The 26,773-nt window shown below is 69.3% G+C and carries 27 protein-coding genes and 2 tRNA genes; 20 read left to right on the plus strand and 9 right to left on the minus strand.

Translation table 11 applies throughout. From position 1 onward, the window contains the following. Positions 1–6 precede the first annotated feature (6 nt). From ACW9TB_RS16725 to nudC, 4 genes are all read left to right on the plus strand, one after another. Entirely contained in the window at positions 7–669 is a 663-nt protein-coding gene (locus ACW9TB_RS16725; protein WP_472748941.1) for a response regulator transcription factor, read from the plus strand. 96 nt (positions 670–765) lie between these two features. Beyond that, a complete protein-coding gene (locus ACW9TB_RS16730; RefSeq protein ID WP_472748942.1) occupies positions 766–1,446 on the plus strand; it encodes a hypothetical protein in 681 nt (226 codons plus the stop codon). Positions 1,447–1,448: 2 nt separating this feature from the next. Beyond that, positions 1,449–2,060, plus strand: a complete 612-nt coding sequence (locus ACW9TB_RS16735; protein ID WP_472748943.1) for a class F sortase — start codon at positions 1,449–1,451, stop codon at positions 2,058–2,060. 260 nt (positions 2,061–2,320) lie between these two features. Beyond that, complete coding sequence (nudC, locus tag ACW9TB_RS16740; protein WP_472748944.1) at positions 2,321–3,298, plus strand: NAD(+) diphosphatase; 978 nt, start codon at positions 2,321–2,323, stop codon at positions 3,296–3,298. A gap of 88 nt (positions 3,299–3,386) precedes the next feature. Here nudC and ACW9TB_RS16745 read toward each other — a convergent pair whose 3' ends face one another. Both ACW9TB_RS16745 and ACW9TB_RS16750 read right to left on the minus strand, forming a co-directional pair. Beyond that, positions 3,387–3,641, minus strand: a complete 255-nt coding sequence (locus ACW9TB_RS16745) for a mycoredoxin (protein ID WP_344745685.1) — start codon at positions 3,639–3,641, stop codon at positions 3,387–3,389. 58 nt (positions 3,642–3,699) lie between these two features. After that, positions 3,700–4,860: an alpha/beta hydrolase gene (locus ACW9TB_RS16750; protein ID WP_472748945.1), complete on the minus strand. Its 1,161-nt coding sequence runs from the start codon at positions 4,858–4,860 to the stop codon at positions 3,700–3,702. A 176-nt stretch (positions 4,861–5,036) separates the two neighbouring features. Here ACW9TB_RS16750 and ACW9TB_RS16755 point away from each other — a divergent pair, with 176 nt between their 5' ends. From ACW9TB_RS16755 to ACW9TB_RS16775, 5 genes are all read left to right on the plus strand, one after another. Further along, on the plus strand, positions 5,037–7,109 hold the full coding sequence (locus ACW9TB_RS16755) for an ATP-dependent DNA helicase UvrD2 (protein WP_472748946.1): 2,073 nt from the start codon (positions 5,037–5,039) through the stop codon (positions 7,107–7,109). After that, positions 7,106–7,972, plus strand: coding sequence for an acyl-CoA thioesterase (locus tag ACW9TB_RS16760; RefSeq protein ID WP_472748947.1), 867 nt, complete (start codon positions 7,106–7,108; stop codon positions 7,970–7,972). Before ACW9TB_RS16755 ends, ACW9TB_RS16760 begins: the two co-directional genes overlap by 4 nt. A gap of 115 nt (positions 7,973–8,087) precedes the next feature. After that, the gene (locus ACW9TB_RS16765) at positions 8,088–8,387 is read left to right on the plus strand and encodes a hypothetical protein (RefSeq protein WP_472748948.1); all 300 of its coding nucleotides are present in this window, start codon (positions 8,088–8,090) and stop codon (positions 8,385–8,387) included. 128 nt (positions 8,388–8,515) lie between these two features. Next, the gene (locus tag ACW9TB_RS16770) at positions 8,516–8,785 is read left to right on the plus strand and encodes a WhiB family transcriptional regulator (protein ID WP_329085648.1); all 270 of its coding nucleotides are present in this window, start codon (positions 8,516–8,518) and stop codon (positions 8,783–8,785) included. Positions 8,786–8,938: 153 nt separating this feature from the next. Next, entirely contained in the window at positions 8,939–9,133 is a 195-nt protein-coding gene (locus ACW9TB_RS16775) for a hypothetical protein (protein WP_350972140.1), read from the plus strand. A gap of 477 nt (positions 9,134–9,610) precedes the next feature. Here the strand turns inward: ACW9TB_RS16775 and ACW9TB_RS16780 are convergent, their stop codons facing one another. Beyond that, positions 9,611–10,948 (minus strand): ABC1 kinase family protein, encoded by a 1,338-nt coding sequence (locus ACW9TB_RS16780; protein ID WP_472748949.1) that lies wholly within the window; start codon positions 10,946–10,948, stop codon positions 9,611–9,613. A gap of 63 nt (positions 10,949–11,011) precedes the next feature. After that, entirely contained in the window at positions 11,012–12,112 is a 1,101-nt protein-coding gene (locus ACW9TB_RS16785) for a ThiF family adenylyltransferase (protein ID WP_472748950.1), read from the minus strand. A 452-nt stretch (positions 12,113–12,564) separates the two neighbouring features. Between ACW9TB_RS16785 and ACW9TB_RS16790 the strand changes: the two genes are divergently transcribed. The 3 genes from ACW9TB_RS16790 (at position 12,565) to ACW9TB_RS16800 (ending at position 14,603) form a co-directional block, all read left to right on the plus strand. Beyond that, entirely contained in the window at positions 12,565–13,350 is a 786-nt protein-coding gene (locus ACW9TB_RS16790; RefSeq protein WP_472748951.1) for an enoyl-CoA hydratase/isomerase family protein, read from the plus strand. 141 nt (positions 13,351–13,491) lie between these two features. Beyond that, positions 13,492–14,007 carry a M48 metallopeptidase family protein gene (locus ACW9TB_RS16795; RefSeq protein WP_472748952.1) on the plus strand — a complete coding sequence of 172 codons (516 nt, stop codon included), beginning with the start codon at positions 13,492–13,494 and terminating at the stop codon, positions 14,005–14,007. A gap of 14 nt (positions 14,008–14,021) precedes the next feature. Further along, positions 14,022–14,603 (plus strand): glycosyltransferase family protein, encoded by a 582-nt coding sequence (locus ACW9TB_RS16800; RefSeq protein ID WP_472748953.1) that lies wholly within the window; start codon positions 14,022–14,024, stop codon positions 14,601–14,603. Between the two features lie 45 nt (positions 14,604–14,648). Here ACW9TB_RS16800 and ACW9TB_RS16805 read toward each other — a convergent pair whose 3' ends face one another. The 3 genes from ACW9TB_RS16805 to ACW9TB_RS16815 form a co-directional block, all read right to left on the minus strand. After that, positions 14,649–15,647, minus strand: a complete 999-nt coding sequence (locus ACW9TB_RS16805) for an endonuclease/exonuclease/phosphatase family protein (protein WP_472748954.1) — start codon at positions 15,645–15,647, stop codon at positions 14,649–14,651. A 183-nt stretch (positions 15,648–15,830) separates the two neighbouring features. Next, positions 15,831–16,376, minus strand: a complete 546-nt coding sequence (locus tag ACW9TB_RS16810) for an NUDIX hydrolase (protein ID WP_472748955.1) — start codon at positions 16,374–16,376, stop codon at positions 15,831–15,833. Next, a complete protein-coding gene (locus ACW9TB_RS16815) occupies positions 16,373–17,698 on the minus strand; it encodes a zinc-dependent metalloprotease (protein ID WP_472748956.1) in 1,326 nt (441 codons plus the stop codon). Before ACW9TB_RS16815 ends, ACW9TB_RS16810 begins: the two co-directional genes overlap by 4 nt. A 79-nt stretch (positions 17,699–17,777) precedes the next feature. On the opposite strand from ACW9TB_RS16815, the gene ACW9TB_RS16820 reads away from it, so the two are divergent. The 8 genes from ACW9TB_RS16820 to ACW9TB_RS16855 all read left to right on the plus strand — a co-directional run bounded on the left by ACW9TB_RS16820 (position 17,778) and on the right by ACW9TB_RS16855 (position 25,387). After that, positions 17,778–18,851: an NAD-dependent epimerase/dehydratase family protein gene (locus ACW9TB_RS16820; protein ID WP_472748971.1), complete on the plus strand. Its 1,074-nt coding sequence runs from the start codon at positions 17,778–17,780 to the stop codon at positions 18,849–18,851. Between the two features lie 152 nt (positions 18,852–19,003). Further along, positions 19,004–19,429, plus strand: coding sequence for a molybdenum cofactor biosynthesis protein MoaE (locus ACW9TB_RS16825; protein WP_472748957.1), 426 nt, complete (start codon positions 19,004–19,006; stop codon positions 19,427–19,429). A 68-nt stretch (positions 19,430–19,497) separates the two neighbouring features. Beyond that, positions 19,498–20,544 (plus strand): YlbL family protein, encoded by a 1,047-nt coding sequence (locus ACW9TB_RS16830; RefSeq protein ID WP_472748958.1) that lies wholly within the window; start codon positions 19,498–19,500, stop codon positions 20,542–20,544. A 278-nt stretch (positions 20,545–20,822) separates the two neighbouring features. After that, the gene (locus tag ACW9TB_RS16835) at positions 20,823–23,771 is read left to right on the plus strand and encodes a UPF0182 family membrane protein (RefSeq protein WP_472748959.1); all 2,949 of its coding nucleotides are present in this window, start codon (positions 20,823–20,825) and stop codon (positions 23,769–23,771) included. Between the two features lie 73 nt (positions 23,772–23,844). Beyond that, positions 23,845–23,918: transfer RNA gene (locus ACW9TB_RS16840), tRNA-Met, on the plus strand. Positions 23,919–24,307: 389 nt separating this feature from the next. After that, positions 24,308–24,670 (plus strand): hypothetical protein, encoded by a 363-nt coding sequence (locus ACW9TB_RS16845; protein ID WP_472748960.1) that lies wholly within the window; start codon positions 24,308–24,310, stop codon positions 24,668–24,670. Between the two features lie 79 nt (positions 24,671–24,749). Then, a tRNA-Met gene (locus ACW9TB_RS16850) sits at positions 24,750–24,826 on the plus strand. Positions 24,827–24,958: 132 nt separating this feature from the next. After that, positions 24,959–25,387, plus strand: a complete 429-nt coding sequence (locus tag ACW9TB_RS16855) for a PH domain-containing protein (RefSeq protein ID WP_472748961.1) — start codon at positions 24,959–24,961, stop codon at positions 25,385–25,387. Positions 25,388–25,518: 131 nt separating this feature from the next. Here the strand turns inward: ACW9TB_RS16855 and ACW9TB_RS16860 are convergent, their stop codons facing one another. Both ACW9TB_RS16860 and ACW9TB_RS16865 read right to left on the minus strand, forming a co-directional pair. After that, positions 25,519–25,752: a hypothetical protein gene (locus ACW9TB_RS16860; RefSeq protein WP_472748962.1), complete on the minus strand. Its 234-nt coding sequence runs from the start codon at positions 25,750–25,752 to the stop codon at positions 25,519–25,521. Positions 25,753–25,805: 53 nt separating this feature from the next. Then, positions 25,806–26,216 carry a hypothetical protein gene (locus ACW9TB_RS16865; protein ID WP_472748963.1) on the minus strand — a complete coding sequence of 137 codons (411 nt, stop codon included), beginning with the start codon at positions 26,214–26,216 and terminating at the stop codon, positions 25,806–25,808. Positions 26,217–26,773: the final 557 nt, after the last annotated feature.

A 26,773-nucleotide genomic window follows, 5' to 3' on the forward strand; every position in this document is an offset into this window, starting at 1 on the left:
CCGAGGGTGAACCGCATCCTGATAGCCGAGGACGAGGGCCGGATCGCGTCCTTCCTGGAGAAGGGCCTGCGAAGCAACGGGTTCACGACCACCGTCGTCGCGGACGGGGTCGCGGCGTACGAGTACGCCCGCGCCGGTCTCTTCGACCTGATGATCCTGGACATCGGGCTGCCCCTGAGCGACGGTTTCACGGTCCTGCGGCGGCTCCGGCAGGAGATGGCGACCATTCCCGTGATCATCCTCACCGCCCGCGACAGTGTCGCCGACACCGTCGCCGGTCTTGAGGGCGGTGCCGACGACTACCTGGCCAAGCCCTTCTCCTTCGAGGAACTGCTGGCCCGGGTACGGCTGCGCCTGCGCCCGGAACGCGTCCCCGAGACGACCGTCCTGCGTGTCGGCGACCTCGCCCTGGACCTGCGGACCCGGCGGGCTCACGTGGGCGAGCGCTCCGTCGACCTGTCCACCCGCGAGTTCGCCCTCGCGGAGATCTTCTGCCGCCACCCCGACCAGGTTCTCACCCGCCAGCAGCTGCTCAGCCACGTGTGGGGGTTCGACTTCGACCCCGGCTCGAACGTGGTGGACGTCTACGTCCGCTACCTGCGCCGCAAGCTGGGAAACGAGCGGATCGAGACCGTCAGGGGTTCCGGCTACCGCCTGCGCGTCCGGTGAGAGCCCTCTCATCCCGCGCTCATCCTGGGTCCACCGGCCACCGGAAATCTGGAGTCATCCGCACAGAAGGTGCGGAACGACCCCCAGGAGGGCCAGATGAGCCTGGTACTACGGCGGACCCTGCTCGCCATCGCGATCACCCTCGGACTCGGGACCACCGGCGTCCTCGCCGGAATCCCGGCGGCCCAGGCGTCCGCGTTCCCGGCCTCTTCCACGGCGGCGATCCACGTCGCGGACGACGACGATGACGATGACGACGACAGAGGCGGTGATGACGATGACGGCGACGACGACCGCGACGACCGCGATGACAGGGACGACCGGAGAGCCGGACCCGCCGACGACCGGGACGACGACCTCCCCAGGGGCGGCGTGGAAACCGGCCAGGGCAGCACATCGCGCGACGACGACGATGACGACGACCGTGCTCCCGCCGGTGGTGTCGACACCGGCCAGGGCGGCGTCTCCCGTGACGACGATGATGACGATGACCGTGCGCCTGCGGGTGGTGTGGACACCGGTCAGGGCGGTGCTTCCCGCGATGACGACGATGACGACCGCGCCCCCGCGGGCGGAGTGGACACCGGTCAGGGTGGTATCTCCCGCGACGACGACGATGACGACGACCGCGCCCCCTCCGGTGGTGTGGAGACCGGGTTCGGCGGGATGGCCGAGAAGGAGGGCATGCCGCTCTGGGTGCCGGTGGGACTGGCCGGTGCCGGGCTGCTGGCGGGTGGCGGCTTCTGGTTCAGCCGCCGGTTCACCTCGGGGAGCTGACCGTGCGGACCCCCGGTGCTCTCGTGGCCGCTCTCTCCACTCTCTCCGCCCTCGTGGCCATGACCGCGTGCTCCACCGAGGTCGCCGCGCACAGTACCTCCACAGCCTCCACGACCTCCACGGCCGCCCAGGTCGTACGACCGGCCGCCCAGGTCGTACGGCCTCCTGCCAGAGGGCAGGTCGCCAACCCCGTGCGGCTCCGCGTACCGGCGATCGGGGTCTCCACCCCGGTGATCGCGTTGAGGCTGGACGCGAGGAACAAGCTGGTCGCCCCGGTTCGCTTCGACCGGGTGGGCTGGAACAAGGCCGGTCCCGAGCCCGGCGAGGCCGGTGCGGCGGTCATCGCCGGGCACGTGGACTCCAGGACGGGACCCGCTGTCTTCTACAGGCTCGGGAAACTCCGTCCGGGACACCGGGTCCACGTCGACCGGGCCGACGGAAGCACGGTGACGTTCACCGTCCGGCGCCTGGCCCGCTTCCCGAAGAGCCGGATCCCCGACGGGCAGGTGTACGGATCCTCCAAGGGGGCCGAGCTGAGGCTCATCACCTGCGGCGGGACCTTCGACCGCGAGCGGCGCAGCTACCGTGACAACGTGATCGTGTTCGCGAGCTGACGGCGCGGTACCACGGGACAGAGCGGATGGGACGCGTCACGAGAGGCGCGGGTACCGGGAGAAAAGTCCCGGTACCCGCGCTTCTCCTCGTACCGGGAGAAGCGGGGGCCGGAAGAACCGGACGAGAGGGAGGGGGAGGATGGAAAAGCCGGTGATGTGCCGGGACGCGCGCCCCCCTCCCGCCCGTACGCAGGGGGAGGGCGGAGAAGGGCCTCGTCCGGCGGCATAGTATGTGCACTCGGTTGGGGAGGCGGGACGGCGTGGAGATCACGGCACAAGAAGGACTGTTGGGACCGCTGCTGCTCGCGCGCAGTGCCATCGACCGGTCGGCGATGCTTCGCGGCGACGCCGGGTGGCTCGAAAGGGCCTGGGCGGACGCCGCGACCAGGGTCGTGGTCGTCGACGACGGGCAGGCGCTGGTCCGGCGCGAGGGCGGAGAGGCCAGGCTGGTCCTGCTGCCCACGGCCGACGCGCCGGACGGGGAGCGCTACCTGCTCGGCGTCGACGCCGAGGGCGTCGCCTACTTCGCCGTGGCGGCGCCGCTGGCCGACAGCGTCCACACCGGTCCCCCCAGCCGGATCGTCTCCCCGCTCGCCCCCTCGGAGCTGGAGGAGGGCCAGACCCTCACCACGGGGCTCCGCCAGGTGGGCTCGCTGCTGGGGGACCTGGACGCCGGGCTGCTGGTGTACGCGGTCGCCCTGGACGCCTGGCACTCCACCCACGAGTTCTGTCCCCGGTGCGGGAACGCCACCGAGGTGCGCGCGGGCGGGCACGTGCGCGTCTGCCCCAAGGACGGCAGCCAGCACTTCCCCCGGGTCGACCCCGCGGTGATCATGCTGGTCCACGACGACGATGACAGATGTCTGCTGGCCAGGGGGCCGCAGTGGCCCGAGGGGCGGCTGTCGGTGCTGGCCGGGTTCGTCGAGCCGGGCGAGTCGCTGGAGCACGCCGTGGCGCGCGAGGTGGCCGAGGAGGTCGGCGTGCGCGTCGCCGAGCCGCGTTACATGGGCAGCCAGCCCTGGCCGTTCCCGCGCAGCCTGATGCTCGGCTTCTTCGCGCGGGCCACGTCGACGGAGTTCGTCCTCGACGACGAGGAGATCGCCGAGGCCTACTGGTTCAGCCGCGCCGAGCTGCTGGCCGCGATGAAGAGCGGCGAGGTGCGCCTGCCTCCGGAGGTGTCGATCGCCCGCAGGCTCATCGAGACCTGGTACGGCGAACCGCTGACCGGCGACTGGTAACCCCCGCCCGCCAACGGCCGTCGTCCCGGCACGCGAAAGCCCCGGTGTCCGTGAGAACGGAACCGGGGCCCTGACGCCGCCGAAGCGGCTACACGCTCGCGCCCGCGAGGATGCGCTTGACCTCGATCACCGAGGGGTTGGTCCTGACGACCCGGCCGGTGGGGGAGTCCACCACGACGGTGGGGACGACCTGGTTACCGTTGTTGACGCTCATGACGAACGTGGCGGCGTCCGGGTCGCTCTCGATGTCGATCTCGTTGTAGGAGATCCCCTCGCGGCTGAGCTGGCTCTTCAGTCGCTTGCAGGGGCCGCACCAGGTCGTGGTGTACACAGTCAGCGCCATGTCGTGAGAAATCCCCTCATGTGATGTCCGGCGCCATTGGCAACAAAGCGAGAGCCGTTCATCTTCCCGATGAGAGCAGCTTCTCCGCGACCCACTGCTGAACCCGCTCCGCCACGCCGGGCAGCCGGTAAAGAGGCGCGCTGTGCTCGACGCCGGGCGCGGTCACGATCGTCACCGGCACACCGACCTGGCGCAGGTGCTCCTTGAGCTGCTTGCCGTGCTCCGACGACACGAACTCGTCCTCCGAGTGCACGACCAGCATGGGCGCGTCACCGCGGCTCGCGTGCCACGGGACCTCCATGCTCGCCCAGACCTTGGCGCACTTACCGGTGGGCTCACAACCCCCCGCGAGCCTGATGGCCGAGTTGCGAAGCTTGCGCTTCTCCAGGTCGAAGGTGTCGGCGCCCTCGGTGTACGCCGTGAGCGGGGAGATCACCGGGGAGATGCCGACCACGCCGCGCAGGCCGGGCAGGCCGTTCCTGTAGGTGCCCGCGGCACCGGCCAGGTGGCCTCCGGCGGAGAAACCGACGACCACGTAGTTGTTCGGGTCGAAGGACCACAGTGCCGCGTGCCGCCGCGCGGTGGCGATGGCGTCGAGGGTGTCGGTGCGCTGGGCAGGCCAGGAGGCGTCGACGGAGAGGCGGTAGTTGATGTTGAAGACGACGTAGCCCTGCTCGGCGTAGCTCCGGCTGATCTCGGTCATGTACTTCTTGTCGCCCGACGACCACCAGCCGCCGTGGATCAGGAAGACACCCGGCCGCTTCAGCTCGTCGGTCTGGTACCAGACGTCCATGCGCTGGCGGGCGTACGGGCCGTACGCGACGGTGTTGACGACGGTGCCCTGGACCAGCGGGTCGGGGTTGGCCACCGGAGGGGGCGTGGGGTTGCCCGTACCGCTCTTCCGGGGCCCGGCCGCGCCACCCGTTCCGCCGACACCCACACCGGCCCCGGCCTTGGTTTCGGCCGTGCCGATGTTGGCCACTCCGGTACTGGCCTTCGCCATGCCGTACCTGCTGATCTCGGCCCTGTCCGCGCTGTCCGCGTCGGTTTTCGCCGTACCGGCGGAGGCATCCTTGGTGACGGCCTTCGCCGGGCTGGGTGTGCCTCCGGCCTGGGCTGGAGCCGAGAGCGCGTGGGCGTGGGCGGTTGTGTACACCACCGCGGGTCCGACCATCGCCGTCGCCAGGGCGAGCGCGCCCACGGTTACCCCAGTTCGCACGGGCCTCTTCCTTCCCCGGAATCGTTCGGACCCCATTGTGGAGTAAAAAGCCCGCTTTGCGCATCTCGACGAACCACATAGGTTGACGGCGGCATGTTGCCAGAATGACTGATGCTTGGCCAGTGACTGGGAGGATGTTGCCGCCCGGTCCGTTCGACTGCGTGTAAGGAGGCTCCGTGGAGCCCGACAACGTTCTGGCGGCACTGGATCCCGAGCAGCGTGAGGTGGCCGAAGCCGTCCGGGGGCCGGTCTGTGTCCTCGCCGGAGCGGGGACGGGCAAGACCCGCGCCATCACCCACCGCATCGCGCACGCGGTCCACAGCGGGGTGGTCGACGCCCAGGGCGTGCTGGCGGTGACGTTCACCACACGTGCGGCCGGTGAGCTCAGGCAGCGGCTGCGGCAGCTCGGCACGCCGGGCGTGCAGGCGCGCACCTTCCACGCCGCCGCGCTGCGCCAGCTCACCTACTTCTGGCCGCGTGTCATCGGCGGCGACCCGCCCAGGGTGATCGAGTCGAAGCTGCCGCTGCTGATCGACGCCTGCCGCGCCCTGCGCAAGAACCAGGACCGTTCCGAACTGCGCGACATCGCCTCCGAGATCGAATGGGCCAAGGTCACCCAGATCGCCCCCGAGGACTACGCGGAGGCCGCCAGGAAGGCGGGCCGGACCTCGCCCGTGCCCCCCGAGGAAGTTTTCCGGCTCTACGAGGCCTACGAGAGACTCCGCCGCGACCGGCACCTGGTCGACTTCGAGACCATCCTGGAGCTCACCGCGGCCGTGATGACCGAGCACCGCGAGGTGGCCTCCCAGATCCGCCAGCAGTACCGCTACTTCGTGGTCGACGAGTACCAGGACGTCAACCCGCTGCAGAAGCTGCTGCTCGACACCTGGCTCGGCGGGCGTGACGACCTGTGCGTGGTCGGCGACCCCAACCAGACGATCTACTCCTTCACCGGCGCCACCCCCCGCTACCTGACCGGCTTCTCGGTCGAGCACCCCAACGCCACCGTCATCAAGCTGGTCCGCGACTACCGTTCCACCCCCCAGGTCGTCTCCCTGGCCAACCGGGTGCTCGACAGGGCGCGAACCCCGCACAAACTCGCCCTGATCGCCCAGCGCCCGGACGGCCCCGAACCGGTCTTCACCGAGTACGACGACGAGACCGCCGAGGCGGAGGGCGTGGCGCGGGCGGTGAAGAAGCTCGTCGGCGGCGGCGTGCCGACCCGCGAGATCGCCGTGCTGTTCCGGGTCAACGCCCAGTCCGAGGCGTACGAGCAGGCCTTCGCCAAGGCCGGTCTGCCGTACGTGCTGCGCGGCGCCGACCGTTTCTTCGAGCGTCCCGAGGTCCGCCAGGCGGTCGTGCTGCTGCGCGGCGCCGCCCGTTCGGCCGAGCCCGGCGACACGCTCGCCTCGACCGTGCACCACATCCTGTCCGGCATCGGGCTCACCCCCGAGGCCCCCGGCGGCGGCAAGGCCCGCGAGAAGTGGGAGTCGCTGAAGGCCCTGGCCGACCTCGCCGAGGACCTCGCCGCCACGGGCGCCGACCTGCCCGCCTTCGTGGCCGAGCTGGAGCGCCGGGCCGGGGAGCAGCACGCGCCGCCGGTCGAGGGCGTCACCCTGGCCTCGCTGCACGCGGCCAAGGGCCTGGAGTGGGACGCGGTCTTCCTCGTCGGCGTCACCGAGGGCATGCTGCCGATCATCTACGCCGAGGCGCCCGAGCAGATCGAGGAGGAACGCCGCCTCCTGTACGTCGGCGTCACCCGCGCCCGCGCCCACCTGGCGCTGTCGTGGGCGTTGGCGCGCTCGCCCGGCGGGCGGCGATCCCGCAAGCCGTCCCGCTTCCTGGACGGGCTCACCGGCCGCGCCGCGCAGAGAAGCCGCGCCTCGGCCCCGGCCGCGACGGCCGACCGCCGCCAGGTCGCCGCGCCGATCAGCTGCCGGGTCTGCGGCAAGACCCTGGCCGCCGCCACGGAACAGAAGCTCGGCAGGTGCTCCGGCTGCCCCGCCGACTGCGACGAGGCGCTGCTCGCATCGCTCAAGTCCTGGCGTACGGGAGTGGCGAAGCACGAGAAGATCCCGCAGTGGGCGATCTTCACCGACGTCACCCTCCAGGCCATCGCCGAACGGGCTCCGCTCTCGGAACAGGACCTGCTGGCGATCACCGGAATAGGACGGGTCAAACTGGATCGTTATGGTGAGGCGGTACTCGAACTGTGCCGTATCGCCGCGAACCAGACGGAGGGCGCGTGAACGAGGCGTTAAAGGAGCTCCTGGACCTGCTCGACCTGGAGCAGATCGAGCTCGACATCTTCAGGGGGCGCAGCCCGGAGGAGCGCATCCAGCGAGTCTTCGGTGGTCAGGTGGCCGCCCAGGCCCTGTTCGCTGCGGGACGGACGGTGCCCGGCGACCGTAATGTCCACTCGCTGCACGCTTACTTCATCCGTCCCGGCGACCCGGCCATCCCGATCGTCTACAACGTCGAGCGGGTCCGCGACGGCCGGTCCTTCACCACCCGGCGGGTGGTGGCCATCCAGCACGGCAAGGCGATCTTCACCATGTCGGCCTCCTTCCACGTGACGGAGCCCGGCGTCGAGCACCAGGCGACCACGATGCCCCAGGTGGTCGGTCCCGAGGATCTGCCGCTCTTCCAGGACCGGATGCTCCAGGCCGTGGGGGAGGAGTCGCCGCTGCGCGAGTGGCTGGCCAAGCCGAGGCCGGTGGACGTCCGCTACGTGACCCCCCTCACCTGGGAGGCCTACCGCGACCCGGAGCTTCGCGGTTCGAACACCGACGTGTGGTTCCGCTACGACGCGGAACTGCCCGACGATCCGCTGCTGCACGTGGTGCTCGCCGCCTACGCCTCCGATTTCACCCTGGTCGACACCGTGCTGCTGACCCACGGCCTCGCATGGGGCGCGTCGAATCTCTCCGGTGCGTCGCTGGACCACGCGATGTGGTTCCACCGTCCTTTCCGGGTGGACGAGTGGATGCTCTACGCCCAGGAGTCGCCGTGGTCGGGGGCGGCGAGGGGGCTCGCCAAGGGCGAGATGTTCACCCGGTCCGGGGAACTGGCCGTGTCGGTAGTACAGGAGGCCATGATCCGCGTGAGATAGTCGCAAAGCCGCAGGTAGAAAATATGTTGCCCACTCCCCGGGCCGGGGTTTAGGGTCATGCTCAAGCAAGTCGGACACCACTGTCCGACGATCAACGAATGGAGGTGAGTCCGCTGTGAAGAACATCCTGATGTCGTCCCAGATGGGGCTCACTTCTGCGCGCCGTAACACCGTTCTGCCTTGCGGCGGCCAGACCATCCTCGCCGACGGCGTGGCGACTCTGGTCCTGCAGGCCAATCCCGCCCATTTCCCGGCCGAAACCGGCCGTTGGTTCGCTCCGGTCGCCCTCCCGGCGACGGACGTCCCGGCTGCTCGGAACCGAGTGGGCGGCAGCTACGCAGCAACGACCAAGCACATCGGAAACGGTGGACTGCGCGGTCCGCAACCCTGGGGGCATCCTCCGGTCATAACCTGACCGAGGAAAAAGCCTTCAGGCCGCGGATCCGCACCCAGGATCCGCGGCCTTCTTGTTTGTCCGCGTCATTCCTGACCCCCACCCCAAGAGGTAACCGAAGATCAACACCTAGCTGAGAGGTGAAGCAGATGGGGGCCCAGACGGTCATGGACCTGATCGACGAAGCCACAATCCCCTGTCGTACCGACCCCGACCTGTGGTTCGCCGAGTCTCCGGAGGACGTGGAGTTCGCCAAGGCGCTCTGCGGGGGCTGCCCGATCCGTGAGGCCTGCCTGGCCCGCGCGCTGGAGCGCGAGGAGCCGTGGGGTGTCTGGGGCGGCGAGCTCGTTCTGCGGGGGGCGATCGTCCCCCGGAAGCGTCCGCGCGGGCGTCCCCGCAAGAACCCGGTCGCTGCCTGAACAATCCGGTCACCGCCCGGACCAGCAAGAACTCGGACGATCGAGATCCTGAACCACCAGGAACCCGGACCGCCGAGATCCGAACCACCAAGAACCTGAACCACCGAGAACCCGACCGACCACAAGCCGCACGTCCTCGAAAGGACCACTCCGATGAGCTACTTCACCGCCAGAGGCCTCGACCTGTCGTCTATGCAAGAAGAACTGGTCCGTGACCGAATACGGACCCTCCACCGCGAGGCGGAGGAGCATCGCAGGGCCGTCGGCCTTCAACGCCTCCAGCGCGCCCAGCGCAACGCGGAGCGCGCCTCGGCGCGCCTGCGGAGCGCGATCCTGCGCCTCGTCTGATCTGTCCGATCTCCTGGCCTGACCGATAGGGACCTGTGACCAGCAAGGATCTGTGACCGGCAAGGATCTGTGACCGGCAAGGACTTGTGACTGGCAAGGACCTGTGACCGGTAGGGACCGGCGGCGACGTGGGGAAGACGTCCGAGAAACCCGCGAAGCCGCACGGAAGACAGACAGAAGAACGAGCCGGACCAGAAGAGCGAGACGAACGAACGAGGGGTGACCCGCTCCGGCGGGTCACCCCTCAAGCGTTTCGCCGGACCCACACCACCCGCCGGGCCCACCCCGCCACGGGACGTCGTGGGATGTCACCGGGCACCGCGAGACACCCTGGAAAGCCGCAGGGCGCCACAAAAGCCCACAAAAGGCTACGAAAGCCTGCGGAACGGTACGGACGCCGAGGGACATCACGGGGCATCGAGGGATGTCGCCAGATGTCATGGGGCGTCGTAGGAGTCGCAGGAGGGGAAACGCCCCTCAGGCGGTGGTGAGGGTGGGTTCTCCCGAATCCTCGTCGGTGAACCCGGGGACCCAGCGGATGACCTCCTCGCGGAAGCGGGCGGTGGCACCGAGCTGGCAGAGAACGCCGACCCCCGCCGCGTGCACCCGGTGGATGAGGACGTACGAGGCGGGCAGGTTGAGCTGGCGCACCACATTGCCGGGACGCAGGTCGGTGGCCGTCGCGGCCTGCCGCTGGAGCCACTCCCTGCTGAACGAGAACTCCTCCACGGCGGTTGGCTCGACATAGGGGGCGAGGAACGCCCGCAGGGCTTCGGGGTCGATCTCGATGTGCGGCTGGATGAAGCCCTCGTCGCGCAGGCCCTGGACCACGGTGGACATGTCGCCGTTGTTGAAGATGCGGGTCAGCTTCCCGAAGACCGGCGGGTATCCGTCGGGCATCCGGTTGACCGCACCGAAGTCGAGCACGCACATCCGGCCGTCCTCGACGATCCGGAAGTTGCCCGGATGGGGGTCGGCGTGGAGCATGCCCAGCCGCGCGGGTGAGGAGAACAGGAAACGGACGAGCTGGAGCCCGGCCCGGTCGCGCTCCTCCTGGGTGCCGTCGGTGATGATCCGCGACAGCGGAGTGCCGTCGACCCATTCGGAGACGAGCACCTGCTCGTTGGCGGCGATCACGTCGGGGATCAGGAAGTCGGGGTCGTCCTTGAACTCCAGGGCGAAGGCGTGCTGGGCCTCGGCCTCGTGGAGATAGTCGAGCTCCTCGACCACGCGCTCGCGCAACTCGCTCAGGACGGCCTTGATGTCGAGGCCGGGCAACAGCACCCCGAAGAGCTTGCCGAGCCGGGCCAGCTGGGTGAAGTCGGAGAGCAGGGCCTTCCCCGCCCCCGGATACTGGATCTTGACCGCGACCGTCCGGCCGTCGTGCCAGACCGCCTTGTGCACCTGCCCGATCGACGCGGCGGCGGTGGGCCGGTCGTCGAACGACAGGAAGTTCTCCCGCCAGTCGTCGCCCAGCTGCTCGACGAGGACCTTGTGCACGGTCGCCGCGGGAAGTGGCGGAGCCGCGTCCTGGAGTTTGGTCAGGGTCGCGCGATAGGGACCGGCGACCTCGGTGGGCAGCGCCGCCTCGAAGATGGACAACGCCTGGCCGAGCTTCATCGCCCCGCCCTTGAGCTCTCCGAGAACCTTGAAGATCTGCTCGGCGGTGCGTTCCTGGATTTCCTGGGCGACGATCTCGGCGGACTTGCCCCCGATCCGTTTCCCGAGACCGAGAGCGGTGCGTCCAGCGAACCCGATCGGCAGGGCGGCCAGCTTGGCAGAGCGCGCGACGGCGCGGCGCGGAAGGTCACTCACCTTGGTTGGCGGCGCATCCGCTGGTACAGCGAGACGCCGCTCCCTCCCTTCGCTGTGTGTCCGTCAGCGGCAGGTAGCCGACGCGACCATTGTTAGCGAACCCATGTCGTTTCGGAAGCAACGACATTGAGGATGAACACTCCAGGATCGCCTCTTCCAGCTCCAATCTGGCAATACTTCCATTGTGCTGTTGGTCACAGCGGGCTCACGGCCGTCGATCACAGCGAGTGCGTGGCCTGCCGCCGACGCCGCCACCAGCGTCGACAGCACCGTCCCACACGCGATTTCTCCCGCGGGGAAGCCGCCCAGCCGCGCGCTGACGACGGGCCAGCCGGGGTCACGATCTCGCCGGGTCAAATCCAGGCAGTGCAGGCACGTGCTCCGTCCGGGCAGCACCAGGGGGCCGACCGACCCGGAGCCCTCGAAGGCGGTGACCAGCAGGTGCGGGATCTCCCACTCGACGAGCTCCTTGACCAGGAGGCCGTCCAGGGGCACCACCGGGGCGAGCACCGCCAGGTCGGGAGGCCTGGACCCGTCGGCCAGGTTGGCCGCTCCGTCGCCGGTCCATGCCGTGAGACCGGGCGCCAGCCTCCTGGCCACCGCGACCGCGCCGTCCTGCCTGCTCATGCCCACCTCTGTCCAGCCGAGCCCGCCGGGGACGACATCCCGTCGCCGGGCCGTACCGGGATCGATGACGCAGATCCGGCCGACTCCGGAGGCGGCGAGCAGGCCGACGACCTGCGCGCCGACCCGGCCCGCACCGTAAACCCGCACCTGGGCCTCCCGCCTGCGCTCCAGCACGGCGAGCCCGCCGTCGATCGTGCCCGGAGTGAGGGAGAGCGCGTCGAGGTCCGGCTGGAGCCGGTCACGCTCGGCCATCGCGAGCGCGCGCAGCGGGCCGGGACCCGCCCCCGCGTCGTCCACCACGCCACGGCTGACCAGCAGATCGAGCAGGGTCCGGCCGCGTTCCGCGTCGAGACCCGCCTCGGCGGCGTCGGCCAGCACGCCCGCGAGATCTCGGACGCCGTCGAGGCTCTCGACCCAGCGGCGGACCTCCGGTTCGAGATCGGTCAGCACCACCGCGTGGCGGGGGTGCAGGCCGAACTGCAGGGTGCGTCCGTCGCGGGCGACGCGGCGCAGAGCGGGCTTCAGACGTGGTCTCATCGGAGAGCCTTTCTCGGGGGCGGCCCGTGAGCGAGCCGGTGAGCAGGGCGTGGGCGGGGTCGGCGGGTGGCCCGCGAGTGATTCGCGGGTCGGCCGGGTGGCTGGAGGTGCCAGCGTGGCACGCCCCCACAAGATCCCGGACGCCGTTCCCGCCGCCTGTGGATAACCTCCACCCTGTGGATAACCTGGCCCCGGGCGGCCACTCCGGGAGATATATCTCCCTTCGGGGGACAAGTCCTGCTCTGTGAGATCCACCCGAACGAACTTCCACTCCGGGGACGTCCGGGCGAGATGAACCAGGGACGGATCAAGGAGGACCAGGAAGGGAGTCAGGGAGGCGGCCGGACCGGGAAACGGGCACCCCGGCGACGGTGGAGGTCAGGAGACGCGCCCGGCAGACGGGTTCGAAAAGCGGTACACAACCCCGGAAAGCGATGGGTACGCTCCCCGGCATGGACGAGCTCTTGATCGACCGGCGTACCGACGGCGTCGCGGTGCTCACGCTGAACCGCCCTGACCGGCGCAACGCGATGACCGACGGAATGACCGCTCGATGGCGGCTGGCCATCGCCGATCTCGCGGCGGACCGCGACCTCCGATGTGTCGTCGTCACCGGGGCGGGAAACGCGTTCTGTTCCGGGGGAGACCTGTCCTGGCTCGCCGAGCGGGCCGCCGAGGGGGTTCCCGCCCTGCGCGAGCGGATGCTCGGCTTCTACCGGACCTGGCTGGCGATCGCCGATCTGGAGGTGCCGACCATCGCCGCCGTCAACGGCGCGGCCGTCGGGGCCGGACTGTGCCTCGCCCTCGCCTGCGACCTGATCTACGCCGCAGAGGAGGCCAAGCTGCTCGCCCCCTTCACCTCGCTGGGCCTGCACCCCGGCATGGCGGCCACCTACCTGCTGCCCAGGGTCGCCGGGGTGGGCGTGGCCAGGGAGATGCTGCTCACGGGACGGACGCTGACGGGCGCGGAGGCCGCCCCCGCGGGGCTGGTGACCAGGGCGTTTCCCCGCGAGTCACTGATGTCCGAGGTGATGGGGATCGCGTCGCGCACCGCGGCCAACGCGCCGGTCGCCACCCGGCTCACCAAGATCGCCTTGGCGGGTGGCGGGCACGCGGACCTCGACGCCGCGCTGCGCTGGGAGTCCCTCGCCCAGCCGGTCACGATGATCTCCGACGACATGCTTGAAGGGCTCGCAGCCCAGAGAGAACAGCGGGTCCCGCGATTCGGCAACGCATGAGACGGCTGATATCCAGGTTAATTAGATAAGTCGCGGTCTTAGTTGATCACCCGGGCTGAACAATCGGCGAACGGGGATTGACCAGCGGGAACGTGTTCTACCCCCTGGTGTGAATTCGCCATTCTCGGCTACCGTTCATATGTGCCCCCCGAGACAGTCGAGGTCCGCCGCAGTTCTCGCCGCCGGCGGACGGTTTCTGCGTACCGCGACGGCGAGAAAACGATCGTGCTCCTCCCCGCCGGTCTGAGTAGCACCGATGAGGAACAATGGGTGCGCCGTATGCTCGATCGCCTCGCGGCCAAGGAGCAGCGCAGACGTCCCTCCGACGACGATCTCCTCGATCGGGCCGTCGATCTTTCTGCCCGATATCTGGGCGGGGACGCGAAGCCGTCGAGCGTGCGCTGGGTGGAGAACCAGCAGCACCGCTGGGGCTCGTGCACTCCTGATCACGGAACCATCAGGATCTCCACGCGGCTCCGGGGCATGCCGTCGTGGGTGGTCGACTACGTGATCATGCATGAGCTCGTCCACCTGCTGGTGCCGAGTCACGGCTCGCGCTTCTGGGCGCTTGTGGAACGATATCCCAAGGCCGAGCGGGCGCGGGGCTTCCTGGAGGGATTCTCCACGGCGGCTCACGGTTCCGCGGAGGAATGTTGACGGAAGATCGAGTGGTGGCCGTTCTCGTCACGCCCTCCGTGGCGGACGCGGCCCCGCCGGGAGTCGACGCCGCCGACTTCCTCACGGCCGTCGCCGAGGACGCCTACGAGCTCGTCGCCGGGCTCGACTTCGTCTCCCCCGTCGTGGTGACGAGCGTCCCCGGCATGGAGGAGATCGTCTGGCCGGGCACCCCGGTCGTCGAGATTCCCGATCTTTCGGGGAGCGCCCTGGTCGAGGCCGCCTTCGCGGCCCTTCCGTACGGCAAACAGGCGGTCCTGCTGAGCGCCGACGCGCCCGACCTGCCCCCGTTGCTCATCGGCAAGCTCTTCCGCGAGCTGGGCCGGGCCATGATCGCCGTCTGCCCGGACGCCGGGGGCGGTACGGTGGCGCTCGCCGCCCACCTGCCCTATCCGGACTGGGCCGCGGTGGGCTTCGACGACCCCGACCCGGTCAAGGCACTCCGCGCCTCCGCGCCCGGCAGCCGCATGGTCGCGAGGGGCCCCGGCTGGCACCGCCTGCGCACTCCCGGCGACATCCGCCTCCTCGACCCCGGCCTGGAGGGCTGGGACAACACCCGGGCACTGCTCTCACCCTGAGCTCCCGGACCCCTGCCGGGAAAGCCGGGAAAGCCGGGAAACCCGTCAGGACGAAGGCAGGCGCAGGTCGGCGAAGACCGCCCGGTGGTCGGTGCCTGGAACGGTGTGCACGCTGACCGCGCTGACCCCCACCCGCTGATCCGCCACGACGTGGTCGATCGTGATCAGCGCCGGGACGCGCTTGTTGACCGGCCAGGTCGGGGTGAGCCCCTCCCCGGCGCTGTCGGCCGCGTCCAGATAGCCGCGGCTCAGGAAACGGCGCATGGCCGCGTGGTCGAGGCTGGCGTTGAAGTCGCCCGCGAGGATGCGGATCGTGTCGGGCGCGGCGGAGGGCAGGGCTTCCAGCGCCGCCGTCCAGTCGTACACCTGCCTGCCCAGCGGCGGGAAGGGATGCACGTCGACGATCTCGACGGGCCCGGCGCCGGGCACGGTCATCAGCGCGGCGGGCATGTTGTGCCCGATCGCCTCGAACAGGTTCTTCCTGGGCGTCAGCGGATACCGCGCGTACAGGCCGCTGCCTCCGGCGCTCCACTCCGGCTCCAGCACCTGGTACGGCATGATCTTCTCCAGCCCGGCCTCCCGCAGCTTCTCGACCATCCCCGGGGTCAGCTCCTGGGTGCTGAACACATCCGGGCCCAGCCGCCGGACCAGGTCCATCACGGCGTCGGGCTCGGCGTGCCCGAACAGCGTGTTGAGCGTCAGCACCCGCAGGGGCGTTCCGGCCACGGGGTCCCCGGAACGGAAGGCCCTGGGAAGCACGCTGAGACCGAGCGCCGCGGTGGTGACCAGCGCCACGGCCGTCACCGTCCGGTTGCGGACCAGCGCGGACAGCAGCACCGGCACGAGCGAGGCCGCGGCCACGTACGGGGTGCCGGTCATGAGCTGGGTGGTCAGCGCGTCGCGTTCGAGCCCGGCCACCCGGGCCACCGCCCAGGCGGCGAACGGGGTCACCGCGGCCCAGGCGAGAGTTTTGGGAATCCTCCGGCGGTGTCGCGCCGGGGGCACGACCGTGCCCCCGATGCCTCCGGCGCCCCTGTCAGCCACGATGTCCACGCTCACAGTGCCTCGATCGTTCCGTACAGCTCGATGGGAACGAAGATAACCGGGGCGAGGTGAGGCAAGCGTAAAACGGTCCAACGCCCTCGGGGACAGGCCCGGAACCATACGAAACCATGCCACACGAAGCTAAACCGTACGAAATCAAACTGTACGAAGCCGAGCGGCCGGTCACCCGGAGCGCAGGACCTCGCGGGCGCGGCGGGCCAGGCGGCGGGTCGCCTCGTCGGAGAGCTCGGGGATCTCCTCCACCGGGAACCAGCGCACGTCGAGCGACTCGGCACTGATCACGGCCTCGACGTCGGCGGGGGCGACGGCGCCGTACTCGACGTCGAGGTGGCTGCTGTGCGGCGGATGGCACCAGACCAGGTGCCGGTCGAGCGCGAGCGGGCCCGGCAGCAGCCGCAGGCCGGGGATGCCGGACTCCTCGGTGGCCTCACGCAGCGCGACCGCCTCCAGGGAGGCGTCGCCGCGTTCGCAGTGACCTCCCATGGGCAGCCACATCCCGGCCTTGGGGTGCAGCGTCAGCAGCACCCGCTCACCGTCGTGGGAGAGCACCGCGGTCGTGGCCGTCAGGTGGCCGGTGACGCACTCGCGCCACATCGCGTCGTCGTTGGCGTGGACGTGCTCCAGGAACTCCTTGCGGAGGATCTCCTCCTCCGCCGTCGGGGCGGTCCACCCCGTGAGCACGTCCCTCGCGTCGGCGCGCAGGCTCACACGCCCCCGTCCCCGCCGCCGTCGTCCTTGCGGCCCTTCGTGTCGTCGCCTTCCTCACCGGAAGCGGCCGGAGGAGCCGGGGGCTCCCGCAGGGTCCCCTCCAGGGACGAAAGGTCCAGCTCGGGCTCACCCCGTACGAACCTCTCGGGGTTGTCGAGGTCGTCGGCGGTGGGCATCAGGTCGGGGTGGTCCCAGACCGCGTCGCGGCCGTCGACGCCCCGGTCGGCCTCCAGGGCCTGCCACAGGGTGGCGGCCTCGCGCAGACGGCGGGGCCTGAGTTCGAGGCCGACGAGCGTGGCGAAGGTCTGCTCGGCGGGGCCGCCGGTCGCCCTGCGGCGCCGTACGGTCTCCGACAGCGCGGTCGCCGAGGGGAGCTTGCCGTCCGCGGCGCCGTCCACGACGGTGCCGACCCACCCCTCGACCAGGGCGAGCATGGTCTCCAACCGGGACAGGGCGGCCTTCTGCCGCTCGGTCTCCTCGGGCTTGAGCAGGTTGCCGCCGCTCAGCGCCTGCTGGAGCTGCTCGGGATTGTTGATGTCGAGCCCGCGGAGCTGCTCCTCCAGCGCGGAAGCGTCCACCGTGATGCCTCTGGCGTACTCCTCCACGGCTCCGAGCAGGTGCGCGCGCAGCCACGGCACGTGCTGGAACAGCCGGTGGTGGGCCGCCTCGCGCAGGGCGAGGTAGAGGCGGATCTCCTCGGCGGGGGTCTCCAGACCCTGGCTGAACGCCGCGACGCCGCCGGGCAGCAGGGCGGCGCTGTCCGACAGCGGCAGGCCGATGTCGGTGGAGCCGATCACTTCGAGGGCGAGCGAGCCGACGGCCTGGCCGATCTGCTGGCCGACCATCATGCCGCCCATCTGTTTCATCATCCCCATCAGCGGCCCGGCCATGGCCTGGGCCTCCGCGGGCAGGCCCGCGGCGCCGAGCGTGCCGCTCATGGTCTCGACCATGCGGGCGGCGATCGGGTCACAGAGCTTCTGCCAGACCGGGACGGTCTTCTCGATCCACTCGGAACGGCTCCACGCCTGCGGGTTGCTCACCCCGCTCGGCAGGGAGGTGGCCTCGTTGAGCCATAGATCGGCCAGATTCAGGGCGTCGACGATCTGGCGCCGCTCGCCTTCCATGACACTTGGATCGCCCTCGGCGACCACCACGTGCCGTGCGATGTTCTTCGCCATGTCCCAGTTGACGGGACCTGAGGTCGGCGGAGCGGAGAGCATGTCGGCGAACTGGCGCATTGCCGCTGCGATCTGCTCCGGGTTGCCGAACATGGCGAACGGATTCTCGTTGGGGTCGTTTTCCCGACCTGGCAAGTCAGTCACCGCTCTACCTCGTGCAGGATGGAGGAGTCCACATCCGCCACGTTATCCGTCGCATGGCGGGTCAGTGCAAAGTGAGGACCTGGTGCCTACCTCGAAACGCTCCCGGCCCCCCGTCGTCGCCGTCACCGGCGCCGCCTCGGGCCTAGGCCGTGCCTTCCTCGCGAAGGTCGCCTCGTCTGCGGATTTCCGCAGGGTGGTGGCCATCGACGAGCAGCGTGGTGACGTTCCGGACGTCACCTGGCGGGTCCTCGATGTCCGAGATCCGCTCTTGGCGAACCGCATATCTGATATCGACGTGCTCGTGCATCTGGCGGCCGACTACGCGCTCGACGCGAACCCTGCGGAGCGGCGCGCCTACAACCTGCGAGCGGCCCAGACGGTGCTCACCGCCAGCGCCGCCGCCCGGGTGCGGCGGGTCGTGCTGGTCACCAGCGCCATGGTGTACGGCGCCGTCCCCGACAACCCGGTCCCGCTGCCGGAGGGATCACCGGTCGCCGCCGAGCCCGACACGGGCATGGTCGGCGACCACCTGGAGATCGAGGCGCTGGCCCGGCGCTCCCTGCGCAGCCACCCCGGTCTCGGCGTGACCGTGGTCCGGCCCGCCGCCGTGGTCGGCCCCGGCGTCGACAGCGTGGTGACCCGGCACTTCGAGGCGCCCCGGCTGCTCACCGTCAAGGGATGCGACCCCCGCTGGCAGTTCTGCCATGTGGATGATCTTGTCTCGGCCCTTGAGATGGCGGCGCTCGGCACGGTCTCGGGGGTGGTGGCCGTCGGCGGCGAGGGCTGGCTGGAGCAGGAGCAGGTGGAGGAGATCTCCGGGCTGCGCCGGCTGGAGCTGCCCGCCGGGCTGACCTTCGGCACCGCCCAGCGCCTGCACCGCCTCGGCATCACCCCGGCCCCGGCCGCCGACCTGCACTACGTCGTCTACCCGTGGGTGGTCGACTGCATCGCGCTGCGCGAGGCCGGATGGAAGCCGACCTGGACCAACGAGGCCGCGTTCGAGCAGCTCCTGGAGCTGCGCGAGGGCAGGCACGCCGTCGTGGGCCGCCGCCTGTCCGGCAAGGAGGCCACGCTCACCGCGGCCGGCGCCACCGTCGCCGTCCTCGGCACCGCGGCGATCGTCCGCGCCGCCCGCAAGAAGCGCCGCCCCTGAACGCCCTCCCGAACGCCCCCGCGAGGCACACGCGCGAGGGGAACCTCGGAAGATATGCGGCCGGGGGCCCCTCTGAACGCCCCCGCGGGGCGCACGCGCCGAGGGGGGTACGCGGCAGGGGGCCCTTTTCCCCGGGCGGTACGCTTTGCGGCGTGGATGTCATCCGGTTGCTCGATATTCGCGACAGCGCGCTCTCCGTCGACGAGGTGCTCGCCGCCGTCGGCGACCACGCCGCGGGCGGCACGACCGTTTTCGTCGGCACGGTGCGTGACCAGGACCATGGCAAACCGGTCACGAGCCTGTCCTACTCGGCGCACCCGGGCGCCGTGGACGAGCTTCGCCGGGTGGCCGAGAAGATCGTCACGGACTTCCCCGTCACCGCCCTGGCCGCCGTCCACCGGGTCGGCGACCTGAGGCTCGGCGACGTCGCGGTCGTCGTGGCGGTCGCCGCGCCACACCGGGGCGAGGCGTTCGAGGCCTCCCGCAGACTGATCGACGATCTCAAGAGCCAGGTTCCCATCTGGAAGAACCAGCTTTTCACCGACGGTTCCTCCGAGTGGGTGGGGGCCTGCGCGTGAGGCCGTCCGTCGGCGCGGCGCCGTCCGGGTGCGGTTTCATGACCTGTCGTACGGCATAGGCTTTGTCCATGTCCCGACGAGCGCTGACCCTCATGGTGGCGGGCTTCCTCACGCTCATGTTCGCGCTGGTCGGCGCCCTGCTGCCGGTGCCGTACGTCGTGCTGAGCCCCGGGCCGACCGAGAACACCATCGGCGACGTCGACGGCAAGCCGGTGATCAGCGTCGAGGGGCGCCAGACGTACCCGACCGAAGGCAAGCTCAGCCTCGTCACCGTGGCCTACCAGGGCGGGCCCGGCACCAGGATCGACCTTTTCAGCGCGCTCAGGGGATGGATCGATCCCACCATCGCGGTCGTGCCCGAGGAGACGATCTTCCCTCCGGCGACCACCGCGAAGGAGGTCGAGGAGCAGAACACCCAGGAGATGACGAACTCCCAGGACGACGCGACCGCGGCGGCGCTGACGGAGTTGAAGATCCCCTACAGCTCGATCGTGACCGTGGCCTCCACCGAGAAGGGCCTGCCGGCCGACGGGAAGTTCAAGACCGGCGACGAGATCGTCTCGGTGGACGGCACGCCCGTGTCCGACCGCGAGACCGTCTCCGCCTCCGTCCGCGCCCACAAGCCGGGCGAGCAGGTCGACTTCGTCGTCAACCGGGGCGCCCAGAGCATGAGCGTCGACGTCCCGACCATCGCCGGCAAGGACGGCACGCCCATCGTGGGCATCACCATGAGGGTCGGCTACAAGTTCCCCTTCCAGGTCAAGATCAACGTCGGTGACGTCGGCGGGCCGAGCGCGGGGATGATGTTCTCCCTGGGCATCGTCGACAAGCTCACCCCCGGGGCGATGACCGGCGGCAGGTCCATCGCCGGGACCGGGACGATCACCGCGGATGGCGTCGTCGGCCCGATCGGCGGCATCCAGCAGAAGATGGTCGGCGCCAGGAAGGCGGGGGCGACGGTCTTCCTGACCCCCGCGGAAAACTGCGCGGAAGCGGTCAAGGCGATCCCGTCCGGCCTCAGGCTGGTCAAGGTCGCGACCCTGCGCGACGCCGTCCAGGCGGTCGACGCGATCCGCACCGGCTCGGGCTCCGTGCCGAGCTGCCTGGCCGGCTGACCCCGGAACCGGGCGGCGGGAGAAACCCGGAAAGCGGGACGTGGTGCCCGATTTGGTAAAAGATCTGGCATTCCGGTTCCAGGCCTCGGAACGGGGCACTCATCAGGGCTCTCGTACGTTGGACCCGTGGACCCGAGACCAGCGGGTGTTGTGGCCGGACCGTGCCCGAAAGGCTGAACGCGGCCCAACTCCCGCCGGTGTAGGTTGCCAGACACGGACCGTGCTCTTACGACAAGGGGTTGGCCTTGAGCTTCCGGACCCCCGGAGCCGGCAGGGCAATGCGCTTGCCCCGCCGGCCACGACTGCTAGTTCCCGTCGCGATCGCGCTGGTCGCGATAGTTGCCTTGTTCTTCCTTTTTGCCGGTATTTTCACTGACTACCTTTGGTACGACTCGGTCGACTACACGGCCGTCTTCTCCGGCGTGGTCGTCACGCAGATCCTGTTGTTCGCCGTCGGCGCACTGCTGATGGTCGGGATCGTCGGCGGCAACATGCTGATGGCGTACCGCATGCGGCCGATGTTCGGCCCGGGGATGTTCGGTGGCGCCAGCGGCGCCGACCGGTATCGGATGGCCCTCGACCCGCACCGCAAGCTGATCTTCCTGATCGGCGTGGCGGTGCTCGGCCTGTTCTCGGGATCGTCCTTCTCCGGGCAGTGGAAGACCTGGCTGGAGTTCATCAACGCGACGCCGTTCGGTGAGACCGACCCGCAGTTCAAGATGGACATCTCCTTCTTCATGTTCACCTATCCATTCATCCGGATGGTGCTGAACTTCCTGTTCGTCGCGGTGGTGCTCTCCGCCCTGCTGTCGGCGATCGTGCACTACCTGTACGGCGGGTTCCGGCTCCAGTCACCCGGCGTGCACGCCTCGCGCGGCGCCAGGGCGCACCTGTCGGTGCTGCTCGGCGTCTTCGTGCTGCTGAAGGCGATCGCCTACTGGTACGACCGGTACGGGCTGGTCTTCTCCGACCGGGGATTCCGGCACGGCGCCTCCTACACCGACGTCAACGCGGTGCTCCCCGCGAAGAGCATCCTGGCGATCATCGCCCTGATCTGCGCGATCCTGTTCTTCGCCGGGGTCGTGCGATCCGGCGGCATGCTGCCCGGCGTCGGCTTCGGCCTCCTGGTGCTCTCGGCCATCCTGATCGGCGGGGTCTACCCGGCCCTGGTCGAGCAGTTCCAGGTCAAGCCGAACCAGCAGGGCAAGGAGCAGGAGTACATCAAGCGCAACATCGACGCGACCCGAAAAGCCTACGGCGTCAACGACGCCGAGGTGATCGACTACACCGCTCAGGGCGACCCGAGCAAGGTCAACGTCACCGCCGACAGCTCCATCTCCGGCGTGCGCCTGCTCGACCCGAGCCTGGTCGCCAAGACCTACCAGCAGAAGCAGCGGATCCGCGGTTACTACGACTTCCACGAGCCGCTCGACGTCGACCGCTACCCCGACGCGAACGGCACGATGCGCGACACCGTCGTGGCCGTGCGAGAGCTCACCGGACCGCCCGCAGAGCAGAACAACTGGATCAACCGGCACCTCGTCTACACCCACGGCAACGGCTTCGTGGCCGCGCCCGGCAACGAGGTCGACTCCGAGGGCCTGCCCAACTTCGACGCCAAGGACATGCCGGTCACCGGCGCCCTGGTGGACCGGACGAAGCTCAAGGAGTCGCGGATCTACTTCGGCGAGGCACCCGGCTCGACCGAGTACGTCGTCGTCGGCGGCACCGGCCAGCAGAAGCAGGAGCTCGACTACCCCGAGAGCGGCGGCACCGGCCAGAAGAACACCACCTACGACGGCAAGGGCGGCGTCCCGGTCGGATCCTTCCTCAACCGGATGCTCTACGCCGCCAAGTACGGCGAGATCAACCTGCTGCTGTCGGGTGACGTCAACGCGAACTCCAAGATCCTCTACGAGCGCAACCCACAGGAGCGGATCGCCAAGGTGGCGCCGTTCCTGAGCCTGGACGACAACCCCTACCCGGCCATCGTCGGCGGCAGGGTGGTCTGGATCGCCGACGCGTACACCACCTCCAACGCCTACCCGTACTCCCAGAGCAAGAGCCTGGAGGCGATGACGCGCGACACCATCACCGACCCGCGCCTGGTGGTCCCGCAGCCGCGCGACCAGATCAACTACATGCGCAACTCGGTGAAGGCCATGGTCGACGCCTACGACGGCACCGTCAGCCTGTACGCCTGGGACGAGAAGGACCCCATCCTGCAGACCTGGCGCAAGGCCTTCCCCGGCGTCATCAAGCCGCAGACGGAGATGTCGACCGAGCTCAGGCAGCACCTTCGCTACCCGGAGGCGCTGTTCAAGGTCCAGCGTGACGTGCTCTCCCAGTACCACATCGCCGACCCGAACGCCTTCTACAGCGGCCAGGACTTCTGGAACGTCCCGAACGACCCGTCCTCGGGCGAGCGCGACATCAAGCAGCCGCCGTACTACCTGTCGGTCAAGATGCCGAAGACCGAGGCGCCCTCGTTCTCGCTGACCACCACGTTCGTGCCGCGCCAGGGACCCAACCTGGCCGCGTTCATGGCCGTGGACGCCACCCCGGGAGACGACTACGGAAAGCTGCGCATCCTGCGCATGCCGTCCAACACCACGATTCCCGGCCCCGGCCAGGTGCAGAACAACTTCCAGAACAAGTTCTCCGGCGAGCTCAACCTGCTCGGACTCGGCCAGGCGAAGGTCCGCTACGGCAACCTGCTCACCCTGCCGTTCGCCGACGGCCTGGTCTACGTCGAACCGGTCTACGTGGAGATCGCGGCCGCCTCCGGCCAGGAGCCGTACCCGATCCTCCGCCGCGTCCTGGTGGCCTACGGCAGCAAGGTCGGCTCGGCCGACACGCTCAAGGGCGCGCTGGAGCAGGTCTTCGGCACCGGCACCCAGGCCGCGCCGCAGGAGGAGACCAAGCCCGGTGAGGCCAAGCCGGAGGAGGCCAAGCCCGCCACCGCGCTGACCCAGGCCATCGACGAGGCGCAGAAGGCGTACGACAAGGCGCAGGCGGCCCTCCAGGCCAACCCGCCGAACTGGACCGACTACGGCAACGCCCAGAAGGAGCTCCAGGCGGCGCTGTCGAAGCTGAAGGGCGCGGAGACGGGGGCGAGCCCCACGCCCACCCCGTCGCCCTCGTCGTCCGGATCCCCGGCGCCGTCGGCGACCCCGTCGGCCACACCGACCCCGTCGGCGACACCGACGCCCACACCGAATCCCTAGGAGATGATCGGGGCCCAGCGCTATTCGATTCGCGTCCACCACCAAAGCCGGGTATGGTTAAGACATACACCGACGCGGGGTGGAGCAGCTCGGTAGCTCGCTGGGCTCATAACCCAGAGGTCGCAGGTTCAAATCCTGTCCCCGCTACAAAATGAAGGCCCCGGTCACCGGAAACGGCGACCGGGGCCTTTTGTATTGCCCTCTGTCTTTCGGGACCCGCCTTTCAAAAAGCCGGTCGCGCCTCTCAGGGCTCCTCCTCCAGGAGACCGATCGCGCCTCTCGCCGGTCACGGCCTACGCCGACGGGCGTAGAGCATCCATCACCCACGGTCTGACGACCGGCCCACGTGCCAGGGACAACCCTTGAGCCGTACGGGAGATGCCGGGCCTCCCACCCGCTTCTTCCGCCGATTCCAGACTTGAGTCGAGCGGTGAAAGGCAGATGGAATGCATACGGATCCCACATCCGGCGAGACCTCGACCACCGGCAGCAGGGCCGTTCCCGTGCCCGGACCCCGCGGGTCCAGGACAAGGGCCGTGCTCGGGGTCGTACTGGCCCTGCAGGTGCTCGCCATCGCGTTGCAGGGCCTGACCGCCGGGCAGCTCCTCGGTGGCTCCACGGGCGCCCTGAGCCTGCACGGCACGGGCGCCCTGCCCATCCACGTGCTCGGGCTCATCCAGCTGGTGACCGCGGTGGTGCTCTGGCGTCCGGGCCGCGGTCCCGGCTGGCCCGCCCTGGCCAGCCTCGTCCTCTTCGTCGGCGGCTTCGCGCAGTCGATGACCGGCGGCGGGGGCGTCACCGTCATCCACGTGCCTCTGGCCCTCGGGCTCATGGCGCTCACCGTGAGCATGCTGATCTGGGCGATCACACCGAGACCCGAGCCTTCGCGGGCGGGATAACGAAGGGCGCGCCACCCCGCGGTCCCGCGTTGATTTGCAGCCGGAGGGGGAATCCGGATATTGTTCAAACACACACCGACGCGGGGTGGAGCAGTTCGGTAGCTCGCTGGGCTCATAACCCAGAGGTCGCAGGTTCAAATCCTGTCCCCGCTACCAATCGGAAGGCCCTGATCTCCCAGAGATCAGGGCCTTCCGCATTTCCGGACGCTACCGCTCGGCCGGGGCATCGCACAGTCATAGGCTCCGGGCGTACGGAAGGTGCCCGAGTCCGAGAGGTAGCGTGCCGCTGTGGCCGAAACGTCCGAACCCGTCCTGCGCTGGCGCGTCCGCCGCGACCTCCTCGTCATGAAGATCGTCGGCGCGCTCGCCTTCGCGGTGCTCACGGTCCTGACCCTCGGCGATCCCCGGGGCGCGATCCTGGCCGGTGCCGCGTCCGCGGTCCTGGCGGCGCTGGCGGTGCGCGATGTCCTCGCTCCGGTACGGCTGACCGCAGACGGTGAGGGCCTCGTCGTGGTGAGGGGCTTCGCCGGATCCGAGCGGGTGCCGTGGAGGTCCGTCGAACGCATCCGGGTGGACACGCGGACCCGTTTCACCTCGCGTACGGAACTCCTGGAGATCGACACGGGGGAGGGGATCCACCTCCTCAGCCGGTTCGACCTGGGGGTGCCGTGCCAGCAAGTAGCCGACGAGCTCCGCTCGTTCCGGACGGGTTCGTAGGCTGCCAGGACCTCGGCGGCCGTGGCCTTCCCCCGGATGCGTCCTCGGGCTCCGAGCCGGAGACCCGGCGCCGGCGGGCGGCTGCCGGGCCTCGGCCCGCGATGGCGTTCTTCAGGCTTCGACCCTCGGTTTCAGGCTCTGACCCTCACCCGGCGATGTCTCGGGACGAAACTCGGCTTGGTACGGCGTACCAGCAGGCGCGCCTTGTAAAAAGCCCAGCTGGTGAGGAAGGCCCCGAAGGAGACCTGCCCGATCCACGTCCACGTCGAGGTCTCGACGGCCGCGAACATCACTACACCGGTCCAGACAAAGCCGAAGACGCCCACGAGGGTCGCCGCAGCCCAATTCAGCCCTCGCTGCAACATGCCTGGAGTCTTACAGATCTTGGTTCAAGCCCAGGTCAATGACGCGGAACGCCTCATCGTGGGAGGCTACGGCTTGTGCCGGCACACCTCCGAGCGCGAGACCCGCCGGTGTTCATCGGGGTCGCTCCAAGGGGATTCTCCTCAAGACAGGCCAACAGTGCCGCCGCGGTGTGGGCGTCGCCGAGGATCCGGTTCACCTCGTCCTCGGATGTTGGGAGCTGGCCGCGCTTGGCGAGCTCGTCGGTGAGGAAGGTCAACGGCTCCGGGTAGCCGGCCGCCTCCGCGGCGACCGTTGCCCGAGCCGCGGTGAGGAGACGCAGATAGTAGGCGCGGAGGGTCGCCTCTCTCATACGTGCGTCCTCAAGGTCGTTCAGCAGAGACCTGGCAACCCTCAGCAGGTCACCTGGATGGTCGGCCTCCGCGTCGATGTGCGCGCGGATGTCGTCGAACTCCGAGCGGGTCATGGTGCTCACCTCCACGGCGGAGTCAGGAATCTGACCCTCGCGCCTACTTCGTATCCAGAGTCGATTGCGAATGGCTTGACGTCTGGTTGCGCGCTTCGACTTCCTACGACTGTTTGGGACGCGCGAGCCTCTGGGATGGTTGGCAAGTTGTCTCTGTGACGTGAGAGTCCTGGTAGTGTTCTTTCCGCAGGGCAGCGGCCCCCCAGGTTTAAACCTCCAGGGGCGGACGAATTGCCCGGCAAACCCTCTCTCCATCCCGGCAAACCGGGCGCGTCCGCACGATTGGACAGCGACCGGATGTTGGAGTAAGTTAGAGGGGTTGCCCTGGAAACGGGGTGGTCGCAATCCTAGCGGGTTCGGCGGGGTCGAGTCGAGCGTCGGAGAATCCGACAGTTTGACACGAAACCGACAGTCCCGATAAGATAGTGATACGAAATGGAACGCCCCGGAGTTCTGACCGGTTAGCTGGTTGGTCAGGGTGATGGTGTACGCGTCCGTTTCTTGAGAACTCAACAGTGTGTTAAAAGCCAGTGCATGAAGCACAACCCCGTCCTACC

The sequence above is a fragment of the Streptosporangium sp. H13245 genome (genome assembly GCF_055690525.1).

Coding starts and splice junctions, on each gene's coding strand:
- ACW9TB_RS16730 (WP_472748942.1), top strand. CDS start 766: ATGAGCCTGGTACTACGGCGGACCCTGCTCGCCATCGCGATCACCCTC.
- ACW9TB_RS16745 (WP_344745685.1), bottom strand. CDS start 3,641: ATGGCGCTGACTGTGTACACCACGACCTGGTGCGGCCCCTGCAAGCGA.
- ACW9TB_RS16770 (WP_329085648.1), top strand. CDS start 8,516: ATGGGGGCCCAGACGGTCATGGACCTGATCGACGAAGCCACAATCCCC.
- ACW9TB_RS16775 (WP_350972140.1), top strand. CDS start 8,939: ATGAGCTACTTCACCGCCAGAGGCCTCGACCTGTCGTCTATGCAAGAA.
- ACW9TB_RS16785 (WP_472748950.1), bottom strand. CDS start 12,112: ATGAGACCACGTCTGAAGCCCGCTCTGCGCCGCGTCGCCCGCGACGGA.
- ACW9TB_RS16790 (WP_472748951.1), top strand. CDS start 12,565: ATGGACGAGCTCTTGATCGACCGGCGTACCGACGGCGTCGCGGTGCTC.
- ACW9TB_RS16830 (WP_472748958.1), top strand. CDS start 19,498: ATGTCCCGACGAGCGCTGACCCTCATGGTGGCGGGCTTCCTCACGCTC.
- ACW9TB_RS16835 (WP_472748959.1), top strand. CDS start 20,823: ATGCGCTTGCCCCGCCGGCCACGACTGCTAGTTCCCGTCGCGATCGCG.
- ACW9TB_RS16860 (WP_472748962.1), bottom strand. CDS start 25,752: ATGTTGCAGCGAGGGCTGAATTGGGCTGCGGCGACCCTCGTGGGCGTC.
- ACW9TB_RS16865 (WP_472748963.1), bottom strand. CDS start 26,216: ATGACCCGCTCGGAGTTCGACGACATCCGCGCGCACATCGACGCGGAG.